The sequence below is a fragment of the Pseudopedobacter sp. genome (genome assembly GCF_040392825.1).
Classification (GTDB): Bacteria; Bacteroidota; Bacteroidia; order Sphingobacteriales; family Sphingobacteriaceae; genus Pseudopedobacter.
Map to the genome: position 1 here is coordinate 1 of NZ_JBEBVH010000041.1, position 21,504 is coordinate 21,504.

The following is a 21,504-nucleotide window of genomic DNA, read 5'->3' on the forward strand; positions in this document are numbered from 1 at the left end:
GTTAGTTAGTTAGTTAGTTAGTTAGTTAGTTAGTTAGTTAGTTTTATCTTAATGTTAAATTGCGAATCTGTAATCCTAAAATATAATATTATAATATAAGTGTTCTGGTGATTATAGTTCTACCTCATTTATCTTGTTATTACATAATATTTCCTTTGCCATAAGATAAAATATGGTTTATGTTTTCTAATTCTTCTATACTAAAATTGACATTCTGGGTACTTTTTAAAGAATCCAATAATTGTTCAGGTGAACTTGCTCCAACTAGAACGCTGGTCACTCTATTGTCTTTCAATAACCATGAAATGGCCATTTGAGCTAAGGACTGATCTCTTTTCAAAGCTATTTCATTTAATTGTTTTGCTTTCTCTATTTTATCTGCCGTAGCATAAGCCTGGGTTAAGAAGCCATGCGCTTTTGCCAGCCTGGAGTTTTCAGGAATTCCTTTCAAATATTTATTGGTTAATAAACCTTGTGCTAAGGGAGAAAAAGGGATACAACCAACTTGTTCTTTTTTCAGCGCATCTAATAAGCTTTCTTCCACCCATCTCTCAAACATAGAGTATTTGGGTTGATGGATGAGACAAGGAGTTCCCAATTCTTTTAAAATGGACGTTGCTTTTAAAAACTCCGGAGTTTTGTAGTTGCTTAAGCCAATATATAATGCTTTTCCCTGGCGTACAATTAAATCCAATGCGGACATAGTTTCTTCCAAAGGTGTATCTGGGTCTGGCCTGTGGTGATAGAAAATATCCACATAATCCAGCTGCATTCTTTTCAGGCTCTGGTCTAAGCTGCTTATCAGGTATTTTTTTGATCCCCAATCTCCATAAGGTCCTTCCCACATGGTATAACCGGCTTTAGAAGAGATAATCATTTCATCCCGATAAGAAGCAAAATCCTTTTTTAGAATTTTACCAAAGTTAATCTCTGCTGAACCGGGAGGAGGCCCGTAATTATTAGCCAGGTCAAAATGGGTAATTCCGTTATCGAAAGCAGTTCTAATGATTTGTGTAGAAGTTTTGAAAGCATCTACATCTCCGAAATTATGCCAAAGTCCCAGCGATATTTCAGGAAGTTTAATGCCGCTGTTTCCACAGCGGCGGTAATTCATTTCTTTATATCTTAATTCGGATACCTGATAGTTTTGCATGTATTTAATTGAGTTTATAATCTAATTCAAGATTGTCTAATTTAGATAATAACTCGTTACAAATATTGATTTTTTGCGATCGGCTTTTCATATTCAGTAAAACACGTTCCCGCATATCCAAAATTGTGAAATTCAATTTTTTAGTACCTGTGTAATCAGAGAAAATACTTTCCAGGTCTTTAGTTAATTGTGCGGATATATGTTCTATGTTCAGGCGAATATCTAAACTGACTGACTGTTTTTCCAAAACGTCTCTTAAGTCAGTAAAATCTGAAAAAGATATTCTTGGTTTCTTGGAGCCATCTGCATTTGTATAGTAAGAAACGTTACCCTTTATCTGCAGATAATTATTAGGTACGAGATGGTGTTTATGTTTCAGGTAATCATCTCTGTATATAGCAAATTCGTAACCATCGTCATAACCTTCCATTTTGAAGAAAGCCCAACCTCTGCCATCTTTAGTTACCATATGTCTTACAGAAGCTACTATTCCACCTACTTTGAATTGAAAATCCTGTCCTTTTTCAATATCGTTAAAGATAGCTAAGTTACCAGGAGAGCAATATTTATCCAACACAAATTTATAGTCATCTAAAGGATGTCCTGAAATGTAAATTCCCACGACATCTTTCTCTTTGGCTAGTTTTTCCATCGTTCCCCACTCTTCACAACTAGGAAGCGTAGGTTCCGGAATTTCGACCGCACTGCCGCCTCCAAATAAACTTGCCTGTGAAGAATTTTCGTTTTCTTTATATTTTGCACCATATTTTATGGCTTTCTCCATTAAGGTAGATCCTTCTCCGTCGTCGTAAAAATACTGCCCTCTGTGAGTGCCTTCGAAGCAATCAAAACCTCCGGCAAGAATAAGATTTTCAAAAGCTTTTTTATTGGCGGCTCTTAAATCTATACGTTTCGCTAAATCAAAAATAGATCTGTAATGTGCTGATTTTCTGTTTTCAATAATAGTTTCTACAGCACCGGCACCAACACCTTTGATTGCGCCCATTCCGAAACGGATAGCGTATTTGTCGTTTACTGTAAATTTATAGAAAGATTCGTTTACGTCCGGGCTTAAAACTTCTAGTCCCATTCTTTTGCATTCTTCCATAAAGAAAGATACCTGCTTAATATCATTCATGTTATTGGAAAGTACCGCCGCCATGTATTCTGCAGGGTAGTGGGCTTTCAGATAAGCAGTCTGGTAAGCAACCCACGCATAACAAGTGGAGTGCGATTTATTGAAAGCGTAACTCGCGAAAGCTTCCCAGTCTTTCCATATTTTCTCTAGTACTTTTTCGTTATGACCATTTTCTGCAGCTTGTTTGATGAATTTTGGTTTCATCTTATCAAGTACATCTTTCTGCTTTTTACCCATTGCTTTACGTAAAACGTCGGCCTCACCTTTGGTAAAGTTGGCCAGCTTTTGGGAAAGAAGCATCACCTGCTCCTGATAGACGGTAATACCGTAAGTTTCTTTCAGATACTCTTCGCAGGCATCTAGATCGTAGGTAATAGGCTCTTCGCCATTCTTTCTTCTAATAAATGAAGGAATATACTCCAACGGTCCCGGTCTGTATAATGCATTCATCGCAATTAAGTCACCAAAAACAGTTGGTTTTAGTTCTTTCATGTATTTCTGCATTCCGGGCGACTCGTACTGGAATATACCAACAGTTTCACCTCTCTGGAATAATTCGTAAGTTTTAACATCATCTATCGGGAATTTATCCGGATCAAGTTCTGTTCCTGTTCTGAATCTTACTAGTTTTACTGTATCTTTAATAAGGGTTAATGTCTTTAACCCCAAAAAGTCCATTTTTAAAAGTCCGGCACTTTCAACAACAGAGTTGTCAAACTGAGTTACATATAAGTCCGAGTCTTTTGCTATGGAAACAGGGACGAAGTTTGTAATATCATCAGGTGTAATAATAACACCACAAGCGTGGATTCCTGTATTTCTAACGGAACCTTCCAAGACTTTAGCCTGTTGGATGGTTTCGGCACTTAAATCACTTCCAGATGCTAATTCTTTCAACTGTTGAACAGCTTCCATTTCTTCGGAACGAAGCACGCCTTTCAGTGCCTGATCGTCCATGTTGAAAATCTTATTCAACTTTAAGTTAGGAATAAGCTTAGCAATCTTATCTGCTTCGAACAAAGGCAGGTCTAGTACTCTCGCAGTATCACGTATAGACGATTTTGCAGCCATGGTACCGTAGGTGATGATTTGCGCTACCTGATTAGCTCCGTATTTGTCGATAACGTATTTCATTACATCTCCACGTCCTTCATCGTCGAAGTCGATATCAATATCGGGCATGGATACACGATCTGGATTTAAGAAACGCTCAAAAAGCAAGTCGTAAGCTATGGGATCCAAATTGGTAATTCCTAAGCAATAGGCGACGGCAGAACCGGCAGCAGAACCACGTCCAGGGCCAACAGAAACTCCCATATCCCGGGCAGCCTGAATAAAGTCCTGTACAATAAGAAAATAACCCGGATATCCCGTACGTTCTATAGTTGCTAATTCGAAATCTAAGCGTTCTCTAATCTCCGGTGTGATTTCGCTATATCGTCTTTCAGCTCCTTTGTAAGTAAGGTGTTTGAGATATTTATTCTCCCCTCTTTTTCCTCCATCTTGTTCGTCTTCTGCAACCTGAAATTCTTCGGGAATATCAAATTTTGGAAGAAGGACATCGCGATGAAGCTTAAAGGTTTCAACTTTATCGACAATTTCCTGAATGTTGATAATGGCTTCGGGAAGATCCTGAAATATTTTTTTCATTTCGTCCTGAGACTTGAAATAATATTCCTGATTAGGCATACCGTACCTAAATCCTCGTCCACGACCAATAGGTGTATTAATTTTTTCTCCATCTTTTACGCACAACAAAATATCGTGAGCATGGGCATCCTTTTTATTGATGTAATAGGTGTTATTAGTAGCGATTAGCTTAACCTGATGTTTTCTGGCTAATTTAACTAGTGATTGGTTTACGCGGTCTTCGTCCTCCTGATGATGACGCATTACCTCTATATAAAAATCTTCTCCAAACGTGTTTTTCCACCAGATTAAGGCTTCTTCTGCCTGCGTTTCACCAACATTGAGTATTTTATTGGGAATCTCTCCGTAAAGGTTCCCCGAGAGGACGATAATATCTTCCTTGTATCGTTCGATAATACCCCTATCTATTCTCGGAACATAGTAAAAACCATTAGTATAAGCCTGGGAAGACATTTTTGCCAGATTATGATAACCATTTTTATTTTTAGCTATCAACACAATTTGGTAGCCGTTGTCTTTTCTGCTTTTATCGGCATGATTGTCACACACAAAAAACTCACAACCAATAATCGGTTTTATGATTTGTTCTGTAGGTGTTTCTCCTTTTTCTTCGGCTTCTGCATTTTTTGCTTGAGCCGATTTATTATGATTTAATACGTTGTTGACAAAATGAAAAGCACCCATCATATTGGCATGATCGGTAATCGCTACTGCAGGCATTTTTTGTTTCGCTGCGGCTTTTACCAAATCACCAATTGAGGTTGTAGACTGAAGAATAGAAAACTGGGTATGGTTGTGTAAATGTACAAAACTTACATCTGTTAAATCGGCAACTGTTGTATCTCCGGTATTCTGGAGCATTTCTTCTGCTCTTTGCCTTTTGCGAATTTCATCAGATGCTTCTTTCAGATTAACGTGTTTCAGGCCCACAGGCTGAATTATTCCAGCATTATGTCCTTGAAATTTCAGAAAGTAAGTCGTATCAACCTGAAGTTCTTCTAGTGTGAAAACTTCTCTTTTTATCAGTTCCAGAAAACAACGTGTAGTTGCTTCAACGTCGGCGGTAGCATTGTGAGCTTCTGCGAAAGGTACACTAAATAAATATTCGTGTAATTCTGTTAATGTTGGCAACTTATATCTTCCACCTCTTCCTCCCGGAAGTTGTAATAAATTTGCAGTTATCTCTGTACAAGTGTCTAAGATCGGAAGTTTTACTAAAGGAGACTCTACACCATAACGATGAAATTCGGCCCCCATAATATTAATATCGAAACCAATATTCTGGCCTACTACAAATTTGGCTTTGCTTAGTGCTTCGTTAAATTTATGAAGAATATCTAATAAAGGAACGCCTTGTTCTGTAGCCAGGTCTGTTGAAATGCCATGTATTCTTTCCGCATCATAAGGAATATCAAACCCGTCAGGTTTAATAAGGTAATCCTGATGCTCAAGCAGGTTCCCCAAATCGTCATGAAGCTGCCAAGCGATTTGGATACAACGCGGCCAATTGTCTACGTCTGTAATTGGAGCATCCCACCTTTTTGGTAATCCCGTCGTCTCAGTGTCAAATATCAAATACATAGAAAATAATTTAGCAGAATTGTAGCTGAACTTATTAAAAGATACATCCAAAATTATCAAAAATTGATGTCATTTTTTAGTTATGATATCAACATTCTGATGTGGATAGAAATTATTCCAAACAATATGTTGAGAAATAGGTTTGTAGAAAGTGTATTGTTGTGAAAGTCGTTCTTTTGAATTCCAATAAAAGTTGTTTCGGTAGGTTATATTATATAAATTGGGATTCTGGTTAACAAATTGATTTAATCATCCTTAATTATAAAACCATGAAAATTACAGTAGTAGGAGCTGGTGCAGTAGGCGCAACCTGTGCCGATAACATTGCCAGAAAGAAACTCTCTGAAGAATTAATTCTATTAGATATTAAAGAAGGTTTTGCGGAAGGGAAGGCGATGGATATCATGCAAACTTCAGCTTTACTGGGTTTCGATACAAAATTAAAAGGTATTACGAATGATTACGCTGCAACAGCAGACTCAAGTGTGGTGGTTGTGACATCTGGCCTTCCACGAAAACCGGGAATGACCAGAGAGGAACTGATTGGAACAAATGCCGGGATTGTAAAATCAGTAACAGAGAATATTCTTAAATATTCACCAAATACGATAATCATCGTTGTTTCAAATCCAATGGACACCATGAATTATCTTACCTTTAAAACTTCCGGATTACCAAAACAAAAAATATTGGGAATGGGCGGTGTTTTGGATTCATCAAGATTCAAATATTACTTAAGTAAGGAGCTGGAGTGTTCGCCTTCTGATTTAAATGCTGTTGTAATTGGCGGGCATGGCGATACAACTATGATTCCACTGATTAAACATGCAACATGGAACAGCGTTCCGGTAACCAATTTTTTAACAGAGGAGCAGCAGCAAAAAATAGTTGCAGATACTATGGTAGGAGGGGCGACTTTAACAAAACTCATAGGCACTTCTGCATGGTATGCACCAGGAGCAGGGACAGCAGCAATGGTAGAAGCGATAATCAGAGATGAAAAAAAATTGCTTTCATGTGGTGTTTACCTTGAAGGTGAATATGGTGAGGATGATATTTCTTTAGTAGTTCCAGTTGTATTGGGTAAAAATGGTTGGGAAAAAATTGTTAACTTCGAGCTCAGTGAACAGGAAAGGAGCGCTTTTAGTAAATCTGCAGATGCTGTAAGGGCCATGAATCAGGTGCTGAAAGACACGCGTGTTATATAAATGGAAGAATTTAATGTACCTCTGCAATTAATCAATCTGCAAGGGGACGGCTTCCACCTTTTGGTCGAAGTTGTAATTTATGGAGAGAGGTTTAATCTGGTTTTAGATACCGGAGCGTCAAAAACAGCGTTAGATAAAGATACTATAGAACTTCTTATAGACGACCATTCGGTCATACAGCATTTGCCGGATCAGCATGCTGTTGGCTTGGGAACTACAACGATGGAAAGATATATGATAATGATTCCGGAGTTTATGATCGGTAATTTGGTAGTGAAAGCATATGAGGTTCCTATTTTTGATTTAAGTACTATAAAATATGCTTATCAGCAGTTGAAACTGCCTTCTGTTATAGGCGTCTTAGGCGGCGATATTTTAATGGAATATGAGGCGTTAATCGATTATAAGCATTTAATTCTTAAATTGAGAAAAGCATAATATGACTAAAGTCACAGGAGTTTTTATTATTTAAAATCAAATTGGTACTGGAGAACCGTTGCTATCGTAATTGTTTTTTAAGAAAGTCGTTATGAAAAAGGATATAGAAAACATGGAAGATATCCAGTTGCTTGTAAATAGTTTTTATGGAAAAGTAAATAAAGACGAATTACTTTCTCCAATTTTTAATGAGGTGGCGCATGTAGATTGGGAAAAACACTTACCTGTTATGTACAAGTTTTGGGCCTCTACATTGTTGGGAGAGCGGGGGTATGTGGGAAATCCAATGGAAGCTCATTTTAGGCTGAATGAAAAAAGAAAACTGGAGGGGGAAGATTTTAGCAGATGGAAAAGTTTATTTATGGAAACTGTAGATGAGCTTTTTGATGGCGAAATAGCTGATAGAGCGAAGAAGAATGCTGTATCTATTGCAGATTTAATGTTCTATAAAATTGAAAATTTTCGACAATCTGCGGGCGCTAATATTGGAAAAATAAGATAATAAACAACAAAGCCAGAATTTTTAATTCTGGCTTTGTTGTTTTATTGAAGCTTTGTTTTTATAAATCTATCTTAGCGTATCTCGCATTTTTCTCGATAAAATCACGCCTTGGAGCAACTTCATCGCCCATTAACATAGAGAAAATTCTATCGGCCTCCGCTGCGCTTTCAATGGTCGCTTTTTTCAAAGTTCTTCTTTCTGGATCCAGAGTAGTTTCCCACAGCTGTTCTGCATTCATCTCTCCCAAACCTTTATATCGTTGTACATGCACACTGTCTTCCTTACCGCCTCCTTTTAACCTTTGGATAGCTGCATCACGTTGAACATCATTCCAACAATACTCAAAATCTTTTCCTTTTTTTACCTGATACAGAGGAGGAGCTGCTATATAAATATTTCCTGCTTCGATTAAGGTTTTCATGTACCTGAAGAAGAAAGTTAAGATTAATGTTGTGATGTGCGAACCATCCACATCGGCATCCGTCATGATGATGATTTTGTGATATCTTAATTTTTCCAGGTTTAATGCCTTATCATCATCTGCTGTGCCAATGCTTACACCTAATGCAGTGAAGATGTTTTTGATCTCATCATTCTCGTAAATTTTGTGCTCCATGGCTTTCTCAACATTAAGGATTTTACCTTTTAGCGGTAAGATAGCCTGGAAGTCTCTATTACGGCCTTGCTTGGCAGTACCGCCTGCAGAATCTCCCTCAACAAGGAATAATTCACAAGCATATGGATCTTTGTTAGCGCAATCGGCCAGTTTTCCGGGTAAACCCGATCCGCCCATTACGTTTTTACGCTGAACCATCTCTCTTGCCTTACGGGCAGCGGCTCTGGCTGTAGCAGCCAAAATCACTTTATTTACAATAAGCTTAGCTTCTTTAGGGTTTTCTTCCAGGAAGTTTCCTAGTGCTTCACCAACAGCTATGTCTACAGCACCGGTTACTTCGGTATTTCCTAATTTTGTTTTTGTTTGCCCTTCGAACTGTGGTTCCTGAACTTTAACAGATATAACAGAAGTTAAGCCCTCTCTAAAATCGTCTCCGGTAATTTCAACTTTAATGTTTTTTAAAAGTCCGGATTTCTCAGCATAAGATTTTAGTGTTCTTGTTAAACCTCTTCTAAAGCCTGCAACATGGCTACCGCCCTCTATCGTATTGATATTGTTTACATAAGAGTGGATATTTTCATTATAAGAGTTGTTGTAAGTGAAAGCCAGTTCTACTGGAATACCATTTTTCTCTCCCTCAATGTAAATAGCTTCAGGAATTAATGGAGTTCTGGTTGAATCAAGAAAAGTTACGAATTCACGTAAACCGCCTTCACTATAAAAATCTTCAAATAGGAAAGACCCGTCTTCTTTAACTTCTCTTTCATCTGTTAAGGTTAGACGGATACCTTTGTTTAAGAAAGCTAATTCTCTTAATCTTCCGGCTAAAGTATCAAATTTGTATTCTGTTGTTTGAGTAAAAATTTCCGGGTCCGGATGAAAAGTCTGGATTGTTCCTGTACGATCACTCTCACCTATAACTTTTACATCAAATAAAGGCTTTCCTCTTTCGTACTCCTGAGTAAAGATTTTGCCTTCTCTATGCACCACGGTTATCACATGCGTAGAAAGCGCGTTCACACAGCTAACCCCTACACCATGTAAACCTCCGGAGACTTTGTAAGTGTCTTTGTCGAATTTACCACCGGCGTGAAGAACAGTCATTACAATTTCTAATGCCGATTTGTTTTCTTTTGTGTTGATTCCGGTTGGAATACCACGACCGTTATCTTCTACGGTAATTGAATTATCTGTATGTATAGTAACATGGATGTCTGTACAGTAACCTGCTAAAGCTTCGTCTATAGAGTTGTCCACAACTTCATAGACCAAATGGTGTAATCCTTTGACGCCTGTGTCGCCAATGTACATGGCAGGGCGTTTTCTTACAGCCTCTAATCCCTCTAGTACCTGAATATTATCTGCTGAATAATTTGAATTTTTTTCTACTGATTCACTCATGATTTATAAAGTAATAACTTCAAAAATAAGCTTTTAAGACGGATTTCAGGGTAACATGTGGATAAATATCTTGTTACTCTTTTTTGTTATTTAAATTACTGATTATGAGATGTTTATTTGTTGTTTTTTGGTTTGGATTTATAAACAATTCCAGACAGCTTTATATGTTGTTGATTTTTAGCGAAATTTACCTATTTTGAAAGCTTATCTTTAATTGATATATGGCGAATAAAATAGTGTTGGAAGATCTGAAAGATGGTATCAATATTGAGCTTTTGGCAAGACAGGTGGTGGAAGGATTTATTACAGGTTTGCATAAAAGTCCATTTCACGGTTTTTCTGTAGAATTTGCGGAACACAGACTGTACAATGAAGGGGAATCTGTGAGGAATGTAGACTGGAAGCTATTTGCTAAAACAGAGAAGATGTTTACCAAAAGGTTTGAGGAAGAAACGAATTTACGATGTCATTTGCTTATCGATGCTTCCTCATCTATGTTTTATCCTCAGCAATTACTAAATAAATTTCAATTTTCTGCTTTGTGCTCTGCGGCCATTATCAATCTTTTGAAGAAGCAGAGAGATGCTTTTGGGCTTACAATTTTTGCTGACGATGTGGAATTACAAACTCCGGCCAAATCAACTATGGTTCATGAGAAATTTTTGTATCATCAGTTAGAAAGATATTTGGGAGAACCGGTTAAGGATAAAAAGACAAACATAGCAGAGAGTCTGCATAAAATAGCGGAAAGTTTACCTAAGCGATCAATGATTGTTTTGTTTTCTGATCTGTTTGAAAACTCATCGAATGAAAAGGAGCTGTCGACTATTTTTGCTGCCCTGCAACATTTAAAATTTAATAAACACGAGATTATTGTATTCAATGTTTTAGAAAGAAAACATGAATTGGAGTTTGATTTTGAGAACAGGCCTTATCAATTTATTGATGCAGAAACCGGGGAACAGATTAAGTTAAACCCTACACAATATTTAGAAGAATATAAACGCATGATGGCTGTCTTTAAAGAGAATCTGGATACAAAATGTGCTCAGTTAAAGATAGATCTGGTAAATGCCTACCTGGAAGATGGTTTTAACCCGACATTAAATGCCTGGTTGATAAAAAGAAATAAGATGTCATAAGTTCAACCTCTTCTACTAGACCACTGTTATACGTTTTGTTGATAAAGATGTATGTTGGTATGAGTACTGGGTTGGGCGATTCCGTTTTTATCAAAAGCTTTTTTTACTTCTTCAACCTTTTCCGCTTCTACTGCAGATAAAATAGAATTATTTACCAAACCGGTAGCCTTTAAGCTTATCCCGCTATTGGACACCGAATTAACAACAATAGAAGGAGTAGCCCTGTCTAAAACTCTGTCATCAGTATAAATAATATCCTGAATGATCTTTTTAGCTAAATCAATATCATCACCATAGTTGATATTAAAAAGCCATTCGATTTTTCGGGCATTCTCGATAGAATTATTAATAATCACGTCATTATATAATGTTCCATTTGGAATAATGACGGTTTTCATGTTACCGGTTTTAAGAATGGTATGAAAAATTTGTATTTCTGTTACTGTTCCTGAAACTCCCTTTGCTTCAATGCTGTCCCCAACTCTAAAAGGTTTCAAAAGTAATATAAGTACTCCTCCTGCAAAATTAGACAAGCTTCCCTGCAAAGCCATACCCACAGCGAGACCAGCGGCACCAAGTAAAGCAAAAAATGAAGTCATCTCGATTCCTAATGTAGTAAGGACCGTCATGATCAATAATACAGTTAAAGCATTGTGTACTATGCTTTTTAAGAATAATTGCAGCGAAAGATCGACTTTGTTTTTTTGTATTATAGCAGCAAAAGCTTTGTTAATAAGCTTAATGATTTGCTTACCTACAAACCAGATAAGAGTTGCTTTAATTAAAGCGATTCCCACTTCGGTTCCTTTGGTCACCAAAAACTGTTGTACTGTCTCCAGATAATTAACTGTTTCAGGATTCATAAACTTTATCCATTGCTTTTTTGATAATGTTACAAGCGTATATAATTTCTTCCTTAGAGATTGTTAATGGAGGTGCTATACGCATAGCCGTTTCACAGTGTAAAAACCAATCTATAATTAACCCTTCTTTTACACACAGCGAGCTTACTTTTTCTACATGTTCGAAAGAATCCAACTGCAGACTAAGCATCAGCCCAATACCTCTTATTTCCTTAATTTTAGGGTGAATTAAATGTGTCCTGAAAAGAGCTTCTTTTTCAGGAACATCGTTAAATAGTTTTTTTTCTAAAATCAATTTCAAGCTTGCCAGACCAGCAGCACAACTTACCGGATGACCACCAAATGTTGTAATATGCCCCAAAATCGGATTCTCTTTTAAAGAATCCATGATCTTTTTAGAGGATACAAATGCCCCAATAGGCATTCCACCACCCATTCCTTTTGCGATTAATAAGATATCAGGTACTAAGTCATAATGTTCAAAGCAGAATAATTTGCCTGTACGACCGAATCCTGTTTGAATTTCGTCGAGAATTAATAAAGTTCCTGTTTCGTTACATTTTTCGCGAAGTTTTTTGAAATAGTTTCTATCAGGAACTCTGATGCCAGCTTCACCCTGTATAGATTCGAGGATAACTGCAGCAGTTTTTTCGGTAATCTGTTCAAGCTGTTCTTCTGCGTTTAAATTTAGAAATCTGATATCAGGAAGTAATGGTCTGTAAGCCTGTTTGTAATATTCGTTTCCCATTACACTCAGTGCACCATGGGTACTTCCGTGGTAAGAATGATGGTACGATAATATTTCTGTCCTGCCGGTATACCTTTTAGCTAATTTTAATGCTCCTTCTGTAGCTTCGGTCCCCGAATTGGTGAAGTATACCGAAGACAGATTTTCGGGTAAAACTTTAGCTAAAAGATGAGCAAAATTCACCTGTGGAGATTGCACATATTCACCGTAAACAGTTACATGTAAATATCTGTCCAGTTGATTTTTTATAGCTTCTAAAACTGCCGGGTGTCTATGTCCAATATTGCTTACCGCAAATCCGGATACCAGATCCAGATATTTTCTTCCATCAACATCATAAAGATAATTTCCTTCGGCTTTTTCTATCTCTAGAAATCTAGGCGAATTTGATGTTTGGGCGGTGTTTAATAAGAATAATTGTTTCTGACTAAGCATGTGCAAATATATAGGAATATTAAGCTTTATAACGTCAGGAACAAGTAATTTACATATTAATTCTTTTTCAATTGCTGCATTAACTCTTCTCTGAATTCTCTTTCAGAAGAGTATAATGTATTCAGTTGTTCGGAGTTTAATATAGTCTCAAATTTTTTCTTGTACTCTTGTTTTACTGCCAGAATTTTGGATTCAAAGGAAAAATCAGTGTCAACCTGTTTTCCCGGATTGGCTTTATTCTGCTCTCTAATTCTTCTGCGTTCCGCATAAACATTTCTTAAAGCCTGTTGATAATTGTTATAAACAGGTATCAGTTTATTTTCTGTAGAAGAGGGAAGTTGTAATTTCTTCATCACAAACTGCAATTTTAATGCATCTATTCTTTCCCATTTTTCTCTATGAGATACGCCTGAATGTGGTCTTTCCTGTGCTAATAAGCTATTGAAAGAAAATATGAAGAAAAATATAATTAATAGATTTTTCATAGCATTATAACTATAAATGACTAAGTTGATCTTCTAATGAAGATAAATCGTTTGTGTTTTCTAAAATAAATTGAATATCGCTGGGATCTGAATATGTATTTAGATAATCAATTATTTCCTGATCCGGTATATTCGCTATTTCACTATTTACATTTACCTTTTTCTGATTAAAATATAATCCCAAAGTGATCGAAAGTATAACCAGGATGGCTGCTGCATATCTTATAAAGCTTGGGTTGAAAATCGAGCGAACATTGTTCTTTGATTTCGACTCTTCAATTCCGGAAAGAATTCTGGTTTGAAGATTGTCGAAATAATTTTCCGGAACTTCAAATGCATTAGTAGATTCTTTCGGAAGATTCGCCTGAGCAAGAATTTGCTTCTCTGTTTGCAAAAAATAATCTTCAGAAACCTTGAAAGGATTTTCCTCCTTAAAACCTGCAAGTTTTACATTAGATAGTATTTGCTCATGTAAATGATCAAAGTAGTTCTCTTGAACTATGAAAGGGTTCTTTTTGAGCCCTTCTAAGAAAGTTCCATCCATTTCTCCGTTGCTATTTACTTCTTTCATACTTATACAGATATATTAAAACAGAAAAGGTTTAATCTGATGTCAATAAAAAGTTTTCAATTTTTTTAACAGCCAAATGATACGAAGTTTTTAAGGCTCCTACACTTGTACCTAAAATATCCGAGATTTCCTGGAATTTTAAATCATCATAATACTTCATGTTAAAAACCAATCGCTGTTTTTCTGGCAGCGTAAGGATTGCTTTTTGTAATTTTTTTTGTATAGCCTCGCCAGAAAAGAAATTATCATCATTTAAAGAATCTTCGAGTTTTTCAGCCAGCTCTTCATAAGAAATATTCAAATGATTTTTCTTCTTGTTAAGAAAGGTGATGCATTCGTTTGTGGCAATTCTATAAATCCAGGTGTACAACTGCGAATCTTGTCTAAATGAATCTAAACTTTTCCACACCTTAATGAAAACTTCCTGAACTATATCATCTGCATCGTCGTGATCGATAACCATACGTCTAATATGCCAGTATATTTTCTGTTGATATTTTTTTAGTAAAATCGAAAATGCTTTGTGGCGCTTCGATTCTTCCCGAAACATGGCTAATAATTCCGAATCCTCTATTAACATATAAAACTTTCTAAATGAAAAAGCCGAAGTGAAAACTCCGGCTAATCTAAATATTTAAAAGTAAGAAATTATTTGCGTTTCATTACTTTTTTTACAGCTTCAACAATGTTAGAACTGTCTAAGCCATATTTTTTCATTAACTCAGCAGGAGTACCACTTTCACCAAAACTATCATTCACAGCAACAAATTCCATTGGTGTAGGTAGTTCTTTTGCCAATAACTGAGCAATGCTCTCACCTAATCCACCATATCTGTTGTGCTCTTCACAAGAAACAACACAGCCAGTTTTTCTTGCTGAATTTAAGACTGCTTCTTCGTCAAGAGGTTTAATCGTATGAATATTGATAATTTCAGCATTAATTCCTTCTTCTGCAAGTTTTTCGCCAGCTAAAATAGCTTCCCAAACTAAATGTCCTGTAGCAAAGATACTTACGTCTGTTCCTTCATTAACCATCCATGCTTTTCCAATTTCGAATTTTTGGTCAGCAGGTGTAAATACCGGAATTACCGGGCGGCCAAATCTCAAATAAACCGGTCCGTCGTAATCTGCAATAGCAATTGTTGCAGCTTTAGTTTGGTTATAGTCACAAGGATTTATAACTGTCATTCCCGGTAACATTTTCATCATACCAATATCTTCTAAAATTTGGTGTGTAGCGCCATCTTCTCCTAAGGTCAAACCGGCATGAGAAGCACATATTTTTACATTTTTACCAGAATAAACAACAGATTGTCTGATTTGGTCATAAACTCTACCAGTAGAGAAGTTTGCAAACGTACCTGTATATGGAATTTTACCTCCAATAGTCATACCAGCAGCCATACCAATCATGTTTGCCTCTGCAATACCTGTTTGTACAAATCTTTCAGGAAATTCCTTTTGAAAATCTCCCATTTTTAAAGATCCGATTAAGTCAGCACAAAGACCAACAACGTTTTCATTTTTTCTGCCAACCTCTAACAAACCAGCACCGAAACCAGAACGAGTGTCTTTTTTTTCAGTATATGTGTATTTTTTCATTGCAATTGTCGTGATAAATTAAGTTTTGATTAGTAATCGCCCAAAGTTTCTTCTAATTGAGCCAAGCCAGCAGCAAGTTGCTCTGCATTAGGCGCGATACCATGCCATTTGTGAGAACCTTCCATGAAATCTACTCCTTTACCCATTTCTGTTTTCATAATAATAGCGATAGGTTTACCGTTACCTGTTCTGGATTTGGCAAGTTCCAGCGTTTCTACAATCTCTGTCATATTATTTCCGTCAGCATGTAGAACTTCCCAACCAAAAGCTTCGAATTTAGCACCTAAATCGCCTAAGCTTAATACTGCTGATGTAGGTCCGTCAATTTGTTGACCGTTGAAATCTACTGTAGCGATTAAATTATCTACTTTGTTATGAGGAGCAAACATAATAGCTTCCCAGTTTTGACCTTCTTGAAGTTCGCCGTCTCCGTGAAGACTAAAAACAACGGAATTATCTTTATTTATCTTTTTAGTAAGAGCAGCTCCTATTGCAACAGATAATCCCTGGCCAAGGGAACCCGATGCAACTCTTACTCCAGGTAAGTGTTCATGAGTAGTAGGGTGGCCCTGAAGTCTGGAGTTTAGCTTTCTGAAAGTTTTTAGTTCCTCTACGTCGAAGTAGCCAGCTCTGGCTAATACGCTGTAAAAAACTGGAGATATATGGCCATTAGATAAGAAGAAAAGATCTTCTCCAATTCCATCCATATTAAACTTAGGGTCATGTTTCATTACTCTGAAGTATAGAGCAACCAGAAAATCGGTACATCCTAATGAGCCTCCAGGGTGTCCCGATTGGCAATCATATACCATTCTAATGATGTCTCTTCTAACCTGAGAAGCAACTTGTTCTAATTCTTTAATTTCTTTAGCCATTTTTCGTTAAAACATAAAAATCGGGCTAATGTAACCATTTTATTGCTAACTCGTATAAAAAAATCAATCGATGTGTTGTAAAAGTATTTTTTAATAGGTTTAATTTGTTGATTATTAAAATTTATAACTGCAGCTTATTCTTTTGGTATAAATGTTTTTGTTAGTTATGACATTTATGTAATTTATTATTGTTTATTTTTTAATCTATGGATAAAGCTTTACGTAAAAGATCTTTTCTAAAAAAAACGCCAATTTTATTTCTTTTGCTTCTTGGAAGTGTAGAGCTTTGGGCACAATCAGGCTCAGTCGGAATTGGTACAAGATCACCAAATGGGAATGCCATTTTGGATATATCGTCTGGAGAAAAGGGTATTCTTATACCTAGATTATCTAATGGAGAGAAAGATATCTTGTCGGCAAAGTTGTCGTTACAGGATAAGGGATTATTAATATTTAATACTTCTACAACTCAATTTAGTTATTGGGATGGTACTTCGTGGATATCAATAGCAAACGGGGATGGACTGCGGGGAAGTATATGGTTTACAGGTACAAACAATCCGACCTCCGCTTATCCGATTCATCCGAACTATCAGGATATGTATTTAAATACTTCTACAGGAGAGGTATTTAAATATGATAATAGTAGCTGGGGTTCAATAGCTAATCTAAAGACAGGAGCGGTAGGGCCAAAAGGAGATAAAGGCGACCCGGGAATTAAGGGTGATAAAGGAGATCAGGGAATTCAGGGATTGTCCGGCGAAAAAGGTGAACAAGGAGTTCAGGGTATACAGGGTATTCCGGGAGTTCCTGGTCCAAAAGGTGATAAAGGTGAAGCTGGTATTCAAGGACTAGAAGGTGCGATTGGACCAATCGGGCCACAAGGGGAGAAAGGGTTACAGGGAGAAAAAGGTGAGGCTGGCCCTAAAGGCGATCGGGGAGAAAAAGGCGAAAAAGGTGATCAGGGGCCTTTGTGGTTTACAGGGACAGATGAACCTCAAAGACTTTCTATTTCGGGGGCAAGAGAAGGAGATTTGTTTCTGGATACTACAACGGGAAAAGTATATCGGTACGAAGGAGGGGCATGGTCTATACCTATTGCTAATTTAACGACAGGTGTTTTGGGGCCACGGGGAGAAAAAGGAGATCAGGGAGCTTTATGGTTTACCGGTGATACTCACCCATCTATGACCTCGTTTACAGAAGTACGGGAAGATGATTTGTATTTAGATACAAGTACAGGAAAAGTATACAGATATAAAACAGGAGGGTGGTCGCTTCCTATTGCAAATTTAACTACTGGAGTAGTTGGTCCTGTGGGACCTCAGGGGCCTGCAGGTGAAAAAGGAGATAGAGGCAACGTAGGACCACAAGGTATACAAGGCCTTCAGGGGCCGCGTGGAGATAAAGGTGAGCAAGGTCTAATAGGATTACAGGGCCCACGAGGAGATAAAGGAGATCGGGGCGAACAAGGAATTCAGGGGATTCAGGGAGCACAAGGATTACAGGGCGTTAAGGGAGATCAGGGACCGCAAGGATTAAGGGGGGCTCAAGGAGAAAAGGGCGAAAAAGGAGATCAGGGACCTGTTGGTCTTACAGGTCCGAAAGGAGATCGGGGAGATCAGGGTATTCAGGGGCTGAGAGGAGACAAGGGAGATAAAGGTGAAAAAGGCGATCAGGGCTTACAAGGTATTGCAGGGCCAGCTGGCCCTGTTGGTCCACAAGGAATTCAGGGGCCGGCAGGGCCACAAGGAGCAATTGGTCCAAAAGGAGATAAAGGAGATACTGGACCCGCCGGTCCTTTGGGGTTAACTGGGCCTGCCGGTCCAAAAGGAGATCAAGGGTTGAAGGGTGAGAAAGGTGATAAGGGAGATAAAGGTGATCCGGGAGTTCAGGGACCAATAGGATTAACAGGCCCTCAGGGTCCACAAGGTATACAGGGGGAAATAGGAACCATTGGACCTGTTGGTCCAAAAGGAGAAAAAGGTGATCGGGGAGAGCGTGGAGAAAAAGGAGACAAAGGTGATACCGGAGAAATCGGCCCGGTTGGGCCAATGGGACCGCAGGGACCACAAGGTATTAAAGGTGATGGCGGTAATTCTTGGTATGAAGGATCTTCTGCTCCAGGTACAGCATTAGGAACTATTAATGACTTGTATTTAGACAGGCTTAGCGGAGATGTTTATAAGAAAATATCTAATAATGCATGGCAAAAAGTTGCAAATATCAAAGGGCCGGTAGATACTTCTACAACATGGCAGCTAAATGGCAATATTGGTACTTCACCTGCAATATCAGGTACGGCAGGGTCTTTTCTTGGAACTAAAGATGCAAATGATTTGGTGTTCGGTACCAATAGCATTGAAGTTATGCGCCTGACTGCTGCGGGAAGTATAGGTATATACCAGAATTTTCCAACTGCTAAATTGCATGTTAATGGAGACTTTATTTTGGGTACTAACGGAACAAAATTAAATGACATTTCTAAATCTTCATTTTCTGTTATTGGAGCTTCTATTCAGCCTAATTCTGCTTTAAAACAAACTTGTACCTTAAGTCAGGTAAACACCGCTTCTGTAATTCAGGTTTCTCCCGTAACAGAATTGCCGGATGGTATTATTATTTCTTATGTCAGAGGTGTAGCAGATAATGAAATAGAGGTTAAACTGTATAATGTGGGCGGTTTGGCAATAGTTATACCGGACATAACTTTTAACGCTGTAGTTATAAATTAGATGAAAAAGTTTGTAGTTATAGTTTTAGTGAACCTGTTTTTTATGCAACTGCATGCACAGTTGGTGATAAAAGACGGAGCAGAACTGACTGTGCAAAAAGGTGTGGAGCTAACTGTCGATACAGATATTGAAAACGATAGCGAAATACTTAACGACGGAACTTTGTTTGTTGCAGGTAATTGGGATAATAAAAACCAATTAGGAGGATTCTTAAAAAAATCTATTGGTCTGATTGTTTTAGAAGGGGCAAGTCAGGAATTAACAGGAATGTTTCCACTCTTTTTTCCTTCAATCAAATTAGAAGGAACTAAAGTTAAATCGCTGAAACAGAAGACTGAAGTTTGGAGTAATCTGGACTTAGGGGATAGAGAACTTTCAATAGAAGGAAATAAGCTGATTTTGTTAAACGCATCAGAAAATGCATTGAACAGAAAAGATGGCTTTATAAGCTCTTCTGAACAAGGTTTTTTCTATCGTAAATTAGGACCAGCAGGAAATTATTTATACCCTATGGGAGCAATTGACAAAGGACAACTTTTATATAGACCAATAGAAATAAATTCCTCTTCTAATGAAGAAAATACTGTAGGGGTATCATTCCTGAATAAAGATCCTAATACAGTATATTATTACAGAGATAGTAAAAAGGAGAATATCGGGGAAGTCAATTCTAAATATTATCATGTTCTTAATCGTACTGTTGGAAACTCTAGTTTGAATATTAACTATTTCTATCATGATTCGGAGGAATATACTTCTTTAGCAGGCTGGGTAAATAATTTTTGGGAAAATATTCCATCATCTAAATCCTCAACTGTTGTTGGGCAAGATCTGAATATGCAAATAACATTTAGTCCGGATAAGATTGAAAATCTTCCCGTGACGTTAGCATCGTTGACAGAATCTCACAATCTGGTATTTTACAATAGTTATTCTCCTGATGGAGATGGAAAGAACGATACCTGGACGATTGGTAATATAGATGATTACCCCGATAATGAGATTACTGTTTTTAATAGATGGGGTGGAGAAATTTTTAGGACCAAGTCTTTTTCGTCTGTAAACAGGTGGGACGGCTCCAGTTTAAATGATGGTACCTATTATTATCTGTTGAAAGTGAAAATAGGCACTGAATATAAAGTCTTTAAAGGCTTTATTTCTTTGGTTAAGAATCAGAAATAATGAATAGATATTTCTTAGTCTTTTATATCGCAATAATGGTATCTCTGGAAACCAGAGCACAGCAGGACCCCCAGTTTTCGCAATATATGTTCAATAATCTGGTAATAAACCCGGCTTATGCGGGTTACAAAGAAAACTTAAACGTTAGTGCGGTTTATCGTAATCAATGGGTAGGAGTGGAAGGATCACCAAAAACGCAGACTTTTATTGTTGATGGTTCTGTTGCAAATGATAAGGTTGGACTGGCTTTAGGTGTGGTAAATGATAAATACGGCTTAAGAGGAAAATTTACAGGTTACTTAAATTACTCCTATAAACTTTTTGTTGGGGAAGAAGGTGTGCTAGCTTTAGGTTTGGCAGGAGGTATTTCACAATACACCTACGATTCTGATAAAGCTACTTATGAAGAAGAACAAGAAACAGGTTTTTTGCAGGGAAAATACTCATATATAGACCCAGAAGCCCGATTTGGTATACACTATAGCACAAATCGGTTTTTTATTGGTTTTTCTGCTACTAATCTGTTTTCTCAAATGTTTTCTTCCGGTAAGCCAATCAGGGAAATGGTAACCAACCAGAATAACCATTTCTTTCTTTCTGCGGGTTATTTATTTGATCTTAATGAGTACTTAAAATGTAAGCCCACCCTGTTAATTAAAGAAGATATAAAAGGACCTACAGGGATTGATGGTAATTTGAATTTTTTGATCATGGATAAAGTCTGGATTGGAGGATCTTACCGATCAAACTTTGACTTATGGAAAAAAAATATAGGTAATAAAATTAACGGAAGTGCAGTTGTTGGAATGCTACAATTTGTAAATGATACCTGGAATATTGGATATTCTTATGATTATTCTACTTCTTCACTAAAAAGTTTCAATTCTACTCACGAAATTAGCGTTGGATTTGTGTTAAGCAAAAGCAAAGACTTAAAGATTTTAAATCCGAGATATTTTTAAATATGAGGTTGAAAAAAATATTGATCGCAGTTTTGGGACTTGGTATTGCTGCCTATGTTCTCACTCCTTCAAAACTTAAATCTGATGATTTAGGTAAAGCGAATAAGTATTACAATAAATATGATTATCACTACGCCATTGAGATTTATGAGCGATTGATGAAAAAAGGAGGCAGCTTGGAAGTGGCAGAAAAGCTGGCTAACTGTTACCGTTTTAT

At 37.2% G+C, this 21,504-nt stretch carries 17 protein-coding genes and 1 pseudogene; 8 read left to right on the top strand and 10 right to left on the bottom strand.

Annotated features, from left to right (window positions below; all coding sequences use genetic code 11):
* Positions 1–139: 139 nt before the first annotated feature.
* Together mgrA and dnaE are read right to left on the bottom strand one after the other, a co-directional pair.
* Positions 140–1,153, bottom strand: coding sequence for an L-glyceraldehyde 3-phosphate reductase (gene mgrA / locus ABWO41_RS04705; protein ID WP_353134213.1), 1,014 nt, complete (start codon positions 1,151–1,153; stop codon positions 140–142).
* Positions 1,154–1,157: 4 nt separating this feature from the next.
* The gene (dnaE, locus tag ABWO41_RS04710; protein WP_353134216.1) at positions 1,158–5,522 is read right to left on the bottom strand and encodes a DNA polymerase III subunit alpha; all 4,365 of its coding nucleotides are present in this window, start codon (positions 5,520–5,522) and stop codon (positions 1,158–1,160) included.
* Positions 5,523–5,791: 269 nt separating this feature from the next.
* Between dnaE and mdh the strand changes: the two genes are divergently transcribed.
* The 3 genes from mdh to ABWO41_RS04725 all read left to right on the top strand — a co-directional run bounded on the left by mdh (position 5,792) and on the right by ABWO41_RS04725 (position 7,670).
* A complete protein-coding gene (gene mdh / locus ABWO41_RS04715) occupies positions 5,792–6,730 on the top strand; it encodes a malate dehydrogenase (protein ID WP_353134219.1) in 939 nt (312 codons plus the stop codon).
* On the top strand, positions 6,731–7,168 hold the full coding sequence (locus tag ABWO41_RS04720) for an aspartyl protease family protein (protein WP_353134222.1): 438 nt from the start codon (positions 6,731–6,733) through the stop codon (positions 7,166–7,168).
* 91 nt (positions 7,169–7,259) lie between these two features.
* Positions 7,260–7,670, top strand: a complete 411-nt coding sequence (locus tag ABWO41_RS04725; protein ID WP_353134225.1) for a group III truncated hemoglobin — start codon at positions 7,260–7,262, stop codon at positions 7,668–7,670.
* A gap of 58 nt (positions 7,671–7,728) precedes the next feature.
* On the opposite strand, the gene gyrB is transcribed toward ABWO41_RS04725, so the two are convergent.
* Entirely contained in the window at positions 7,729–9,687 is a 1,959-nt protein-coding gene (gene gyrB / locus ABWO41_RS04730) for a DNA topoisomerase (ATP-hydrolyzing) subunit B (RefSeq protein ID WP_353134228.1), read from the bottom strand.
* A gap of 221 nt (positions 9,688–9,908) precedes the next feature.
* On the opposite strand from gyrB, the gene ABWO41_RS04735 reads away from it, so the two are divergent.
* The gene (locus tag ABWO41_RS04735) at positions 9,909–10,829 is read left to right on the top strand and encodes a DUF58 domain-containing protein (RefSeq protein WP_353134230.1); all 921 of its coding nucleotides are present in this window, start codon (positions 9,909–9,911) and stop codon (positions 10,827–10,829) included.
* 26 nt (positions 10,830–10,855) lie between these two features.
* Here ABWO41_RS04735 and ABWO41_RS04740 read toward each other — a convergent pair whose 3' ends face one another.
* From ABWO41_RS04740 to ABWO41_RS04770, 7 genes are all read right to left on the bottom strand, one after another.
* Complete coding sequence (locus ABWO41_RS04740) at positions 10,856–11,692, bottom strand: mechanosensitive ion channel family protein (RefSeq protein ID WP_353134232.1); 837 nt, start codon at positions 11,690–11,692, stop codon at positions 10,856–10,858.
* Positions 11,682–12,875, bottom strand: coding sequence for an aspartate aminotransferase family protein (locus tag ABWO41_RS04745; RefSeq protein WP_353134234.1), 1,194 nt, complete (start codon positions 12,873–12,875; stop codon positions 11,682–11,684). Before ABWO41_RS04745 ends, ABWO41_RS04740 begins: the two co-directional genes overlap by 11 nt.
* Before the next feature lie 56 nt (positions 12,876–12,931).
* Positions 12,932–13,360 carry a hypothetical protein gene (locus ABWO41_RS04750; RefSeq protein WP_353134237.1) on the bottom strand — a complete coding sequence of 143 codons (429 nt, stop codon included), beginning with the start codon at positions 13,358–13,360 and terminating at the stop codon, positions 12,932–12,934.
* A gap of 10 nt (positions 13,361–13,370) precedes the next feature.
* Complete coding sequence (locus ABWO41_RS04755; protein ID WP_353134240.1) at positions 13,371–13,931, bottom strand: hypothetical protein; 561 nt, start codon at positions 13,929–13,931, stop codon at positions 13,371–13,373.
* A 31-nt stretch (positions 13,932–13,962) separates the two neighbouring features.
* Positions 13,963–14,505 (bottom strand): RNA polymerase sigma factor, encoded by a 543-nt coding sequence (locus tag ABWO41_RS04760; RefSeq protein ID WP_502945631.1) that lies wholly within the window; start codon positions 14,503–14,505, stop codon positions 13,963–13,965.
* 74 nt (positions 14,506–14,579) lie between these two features.
* Positions 14,580–15,533 carry a transketolase family protein gene (locus ABWO41_RS04765; protein WP_353134246.1) on the bottom strand — a complete coding sequence of 318 codons (954 nt, stop codon included), beginning with the start codon at positions 15,531–15,533 and terminating at the stop codon, positions 14,580–14,582.
* 29 nt (positions 15,534–15,562) lie between these two features.
* The gene (locus ABWO41_RS04770) at positions 15,563–16,408 is read right to left on the bottom strand and encodes a transketolase (RefSeq protein WP_353134249.1); all 846 of its coding nucleotides are present in this window, start codon (positions 16,406–16,408) and stop codon (positions 15,563–15,565) included.
* Between the two features lie 206 nt (positions 16,409–16,614).
* Here ABWO41_RS04770 and ABWO41_RS04775 point away from each other — a divergent pair, with 206 nt between their 5' ends.
* The 4 genes and pseudogenes from ABWO41_RS04775 to ABWO41_RS04790 form a co-directional block, all read left to right on the top strand.
* A complete protein-coding gene (locus ABWO41_RS04775; protein WP_353134252.1) occupies positions 16,615–19,143 on the top strand; it encodes a phage tail-like protein in 2,529 nt (842 codons plus the stop codon).
* Positions 19,144–20,325, top strand: coding sequence for a T9SS type B sorting domain-containing protein (locus ABWO41_RS04780; RefSeq protein ID WP_353134255.1), 1,182 nt, complete (start codon positions 19,144–19,146; stop codon positions 20,323–20,325).
* Entirely contained in the window at positions 20,325–21,287 is a 963-nt protein-coding gene (locus ABWO41_RS04785; protein WP_353134258.1) for a PorP/SprF family type IX secretion system membrane protein, read from the top strand. The genes ABWO41_RS04780 and ABWO41_RS04785 overlap by 1 nt, the downstream gene beginning before the upstream one ends.
* 2 nt (positions 21,288–21,289) lie before the next feature.
* Positions 21,290–21,504 (top strand): annotated as a pseudogene (locus ABWO41_RS04790) (OmpA family protein); the annotation flags it as partial.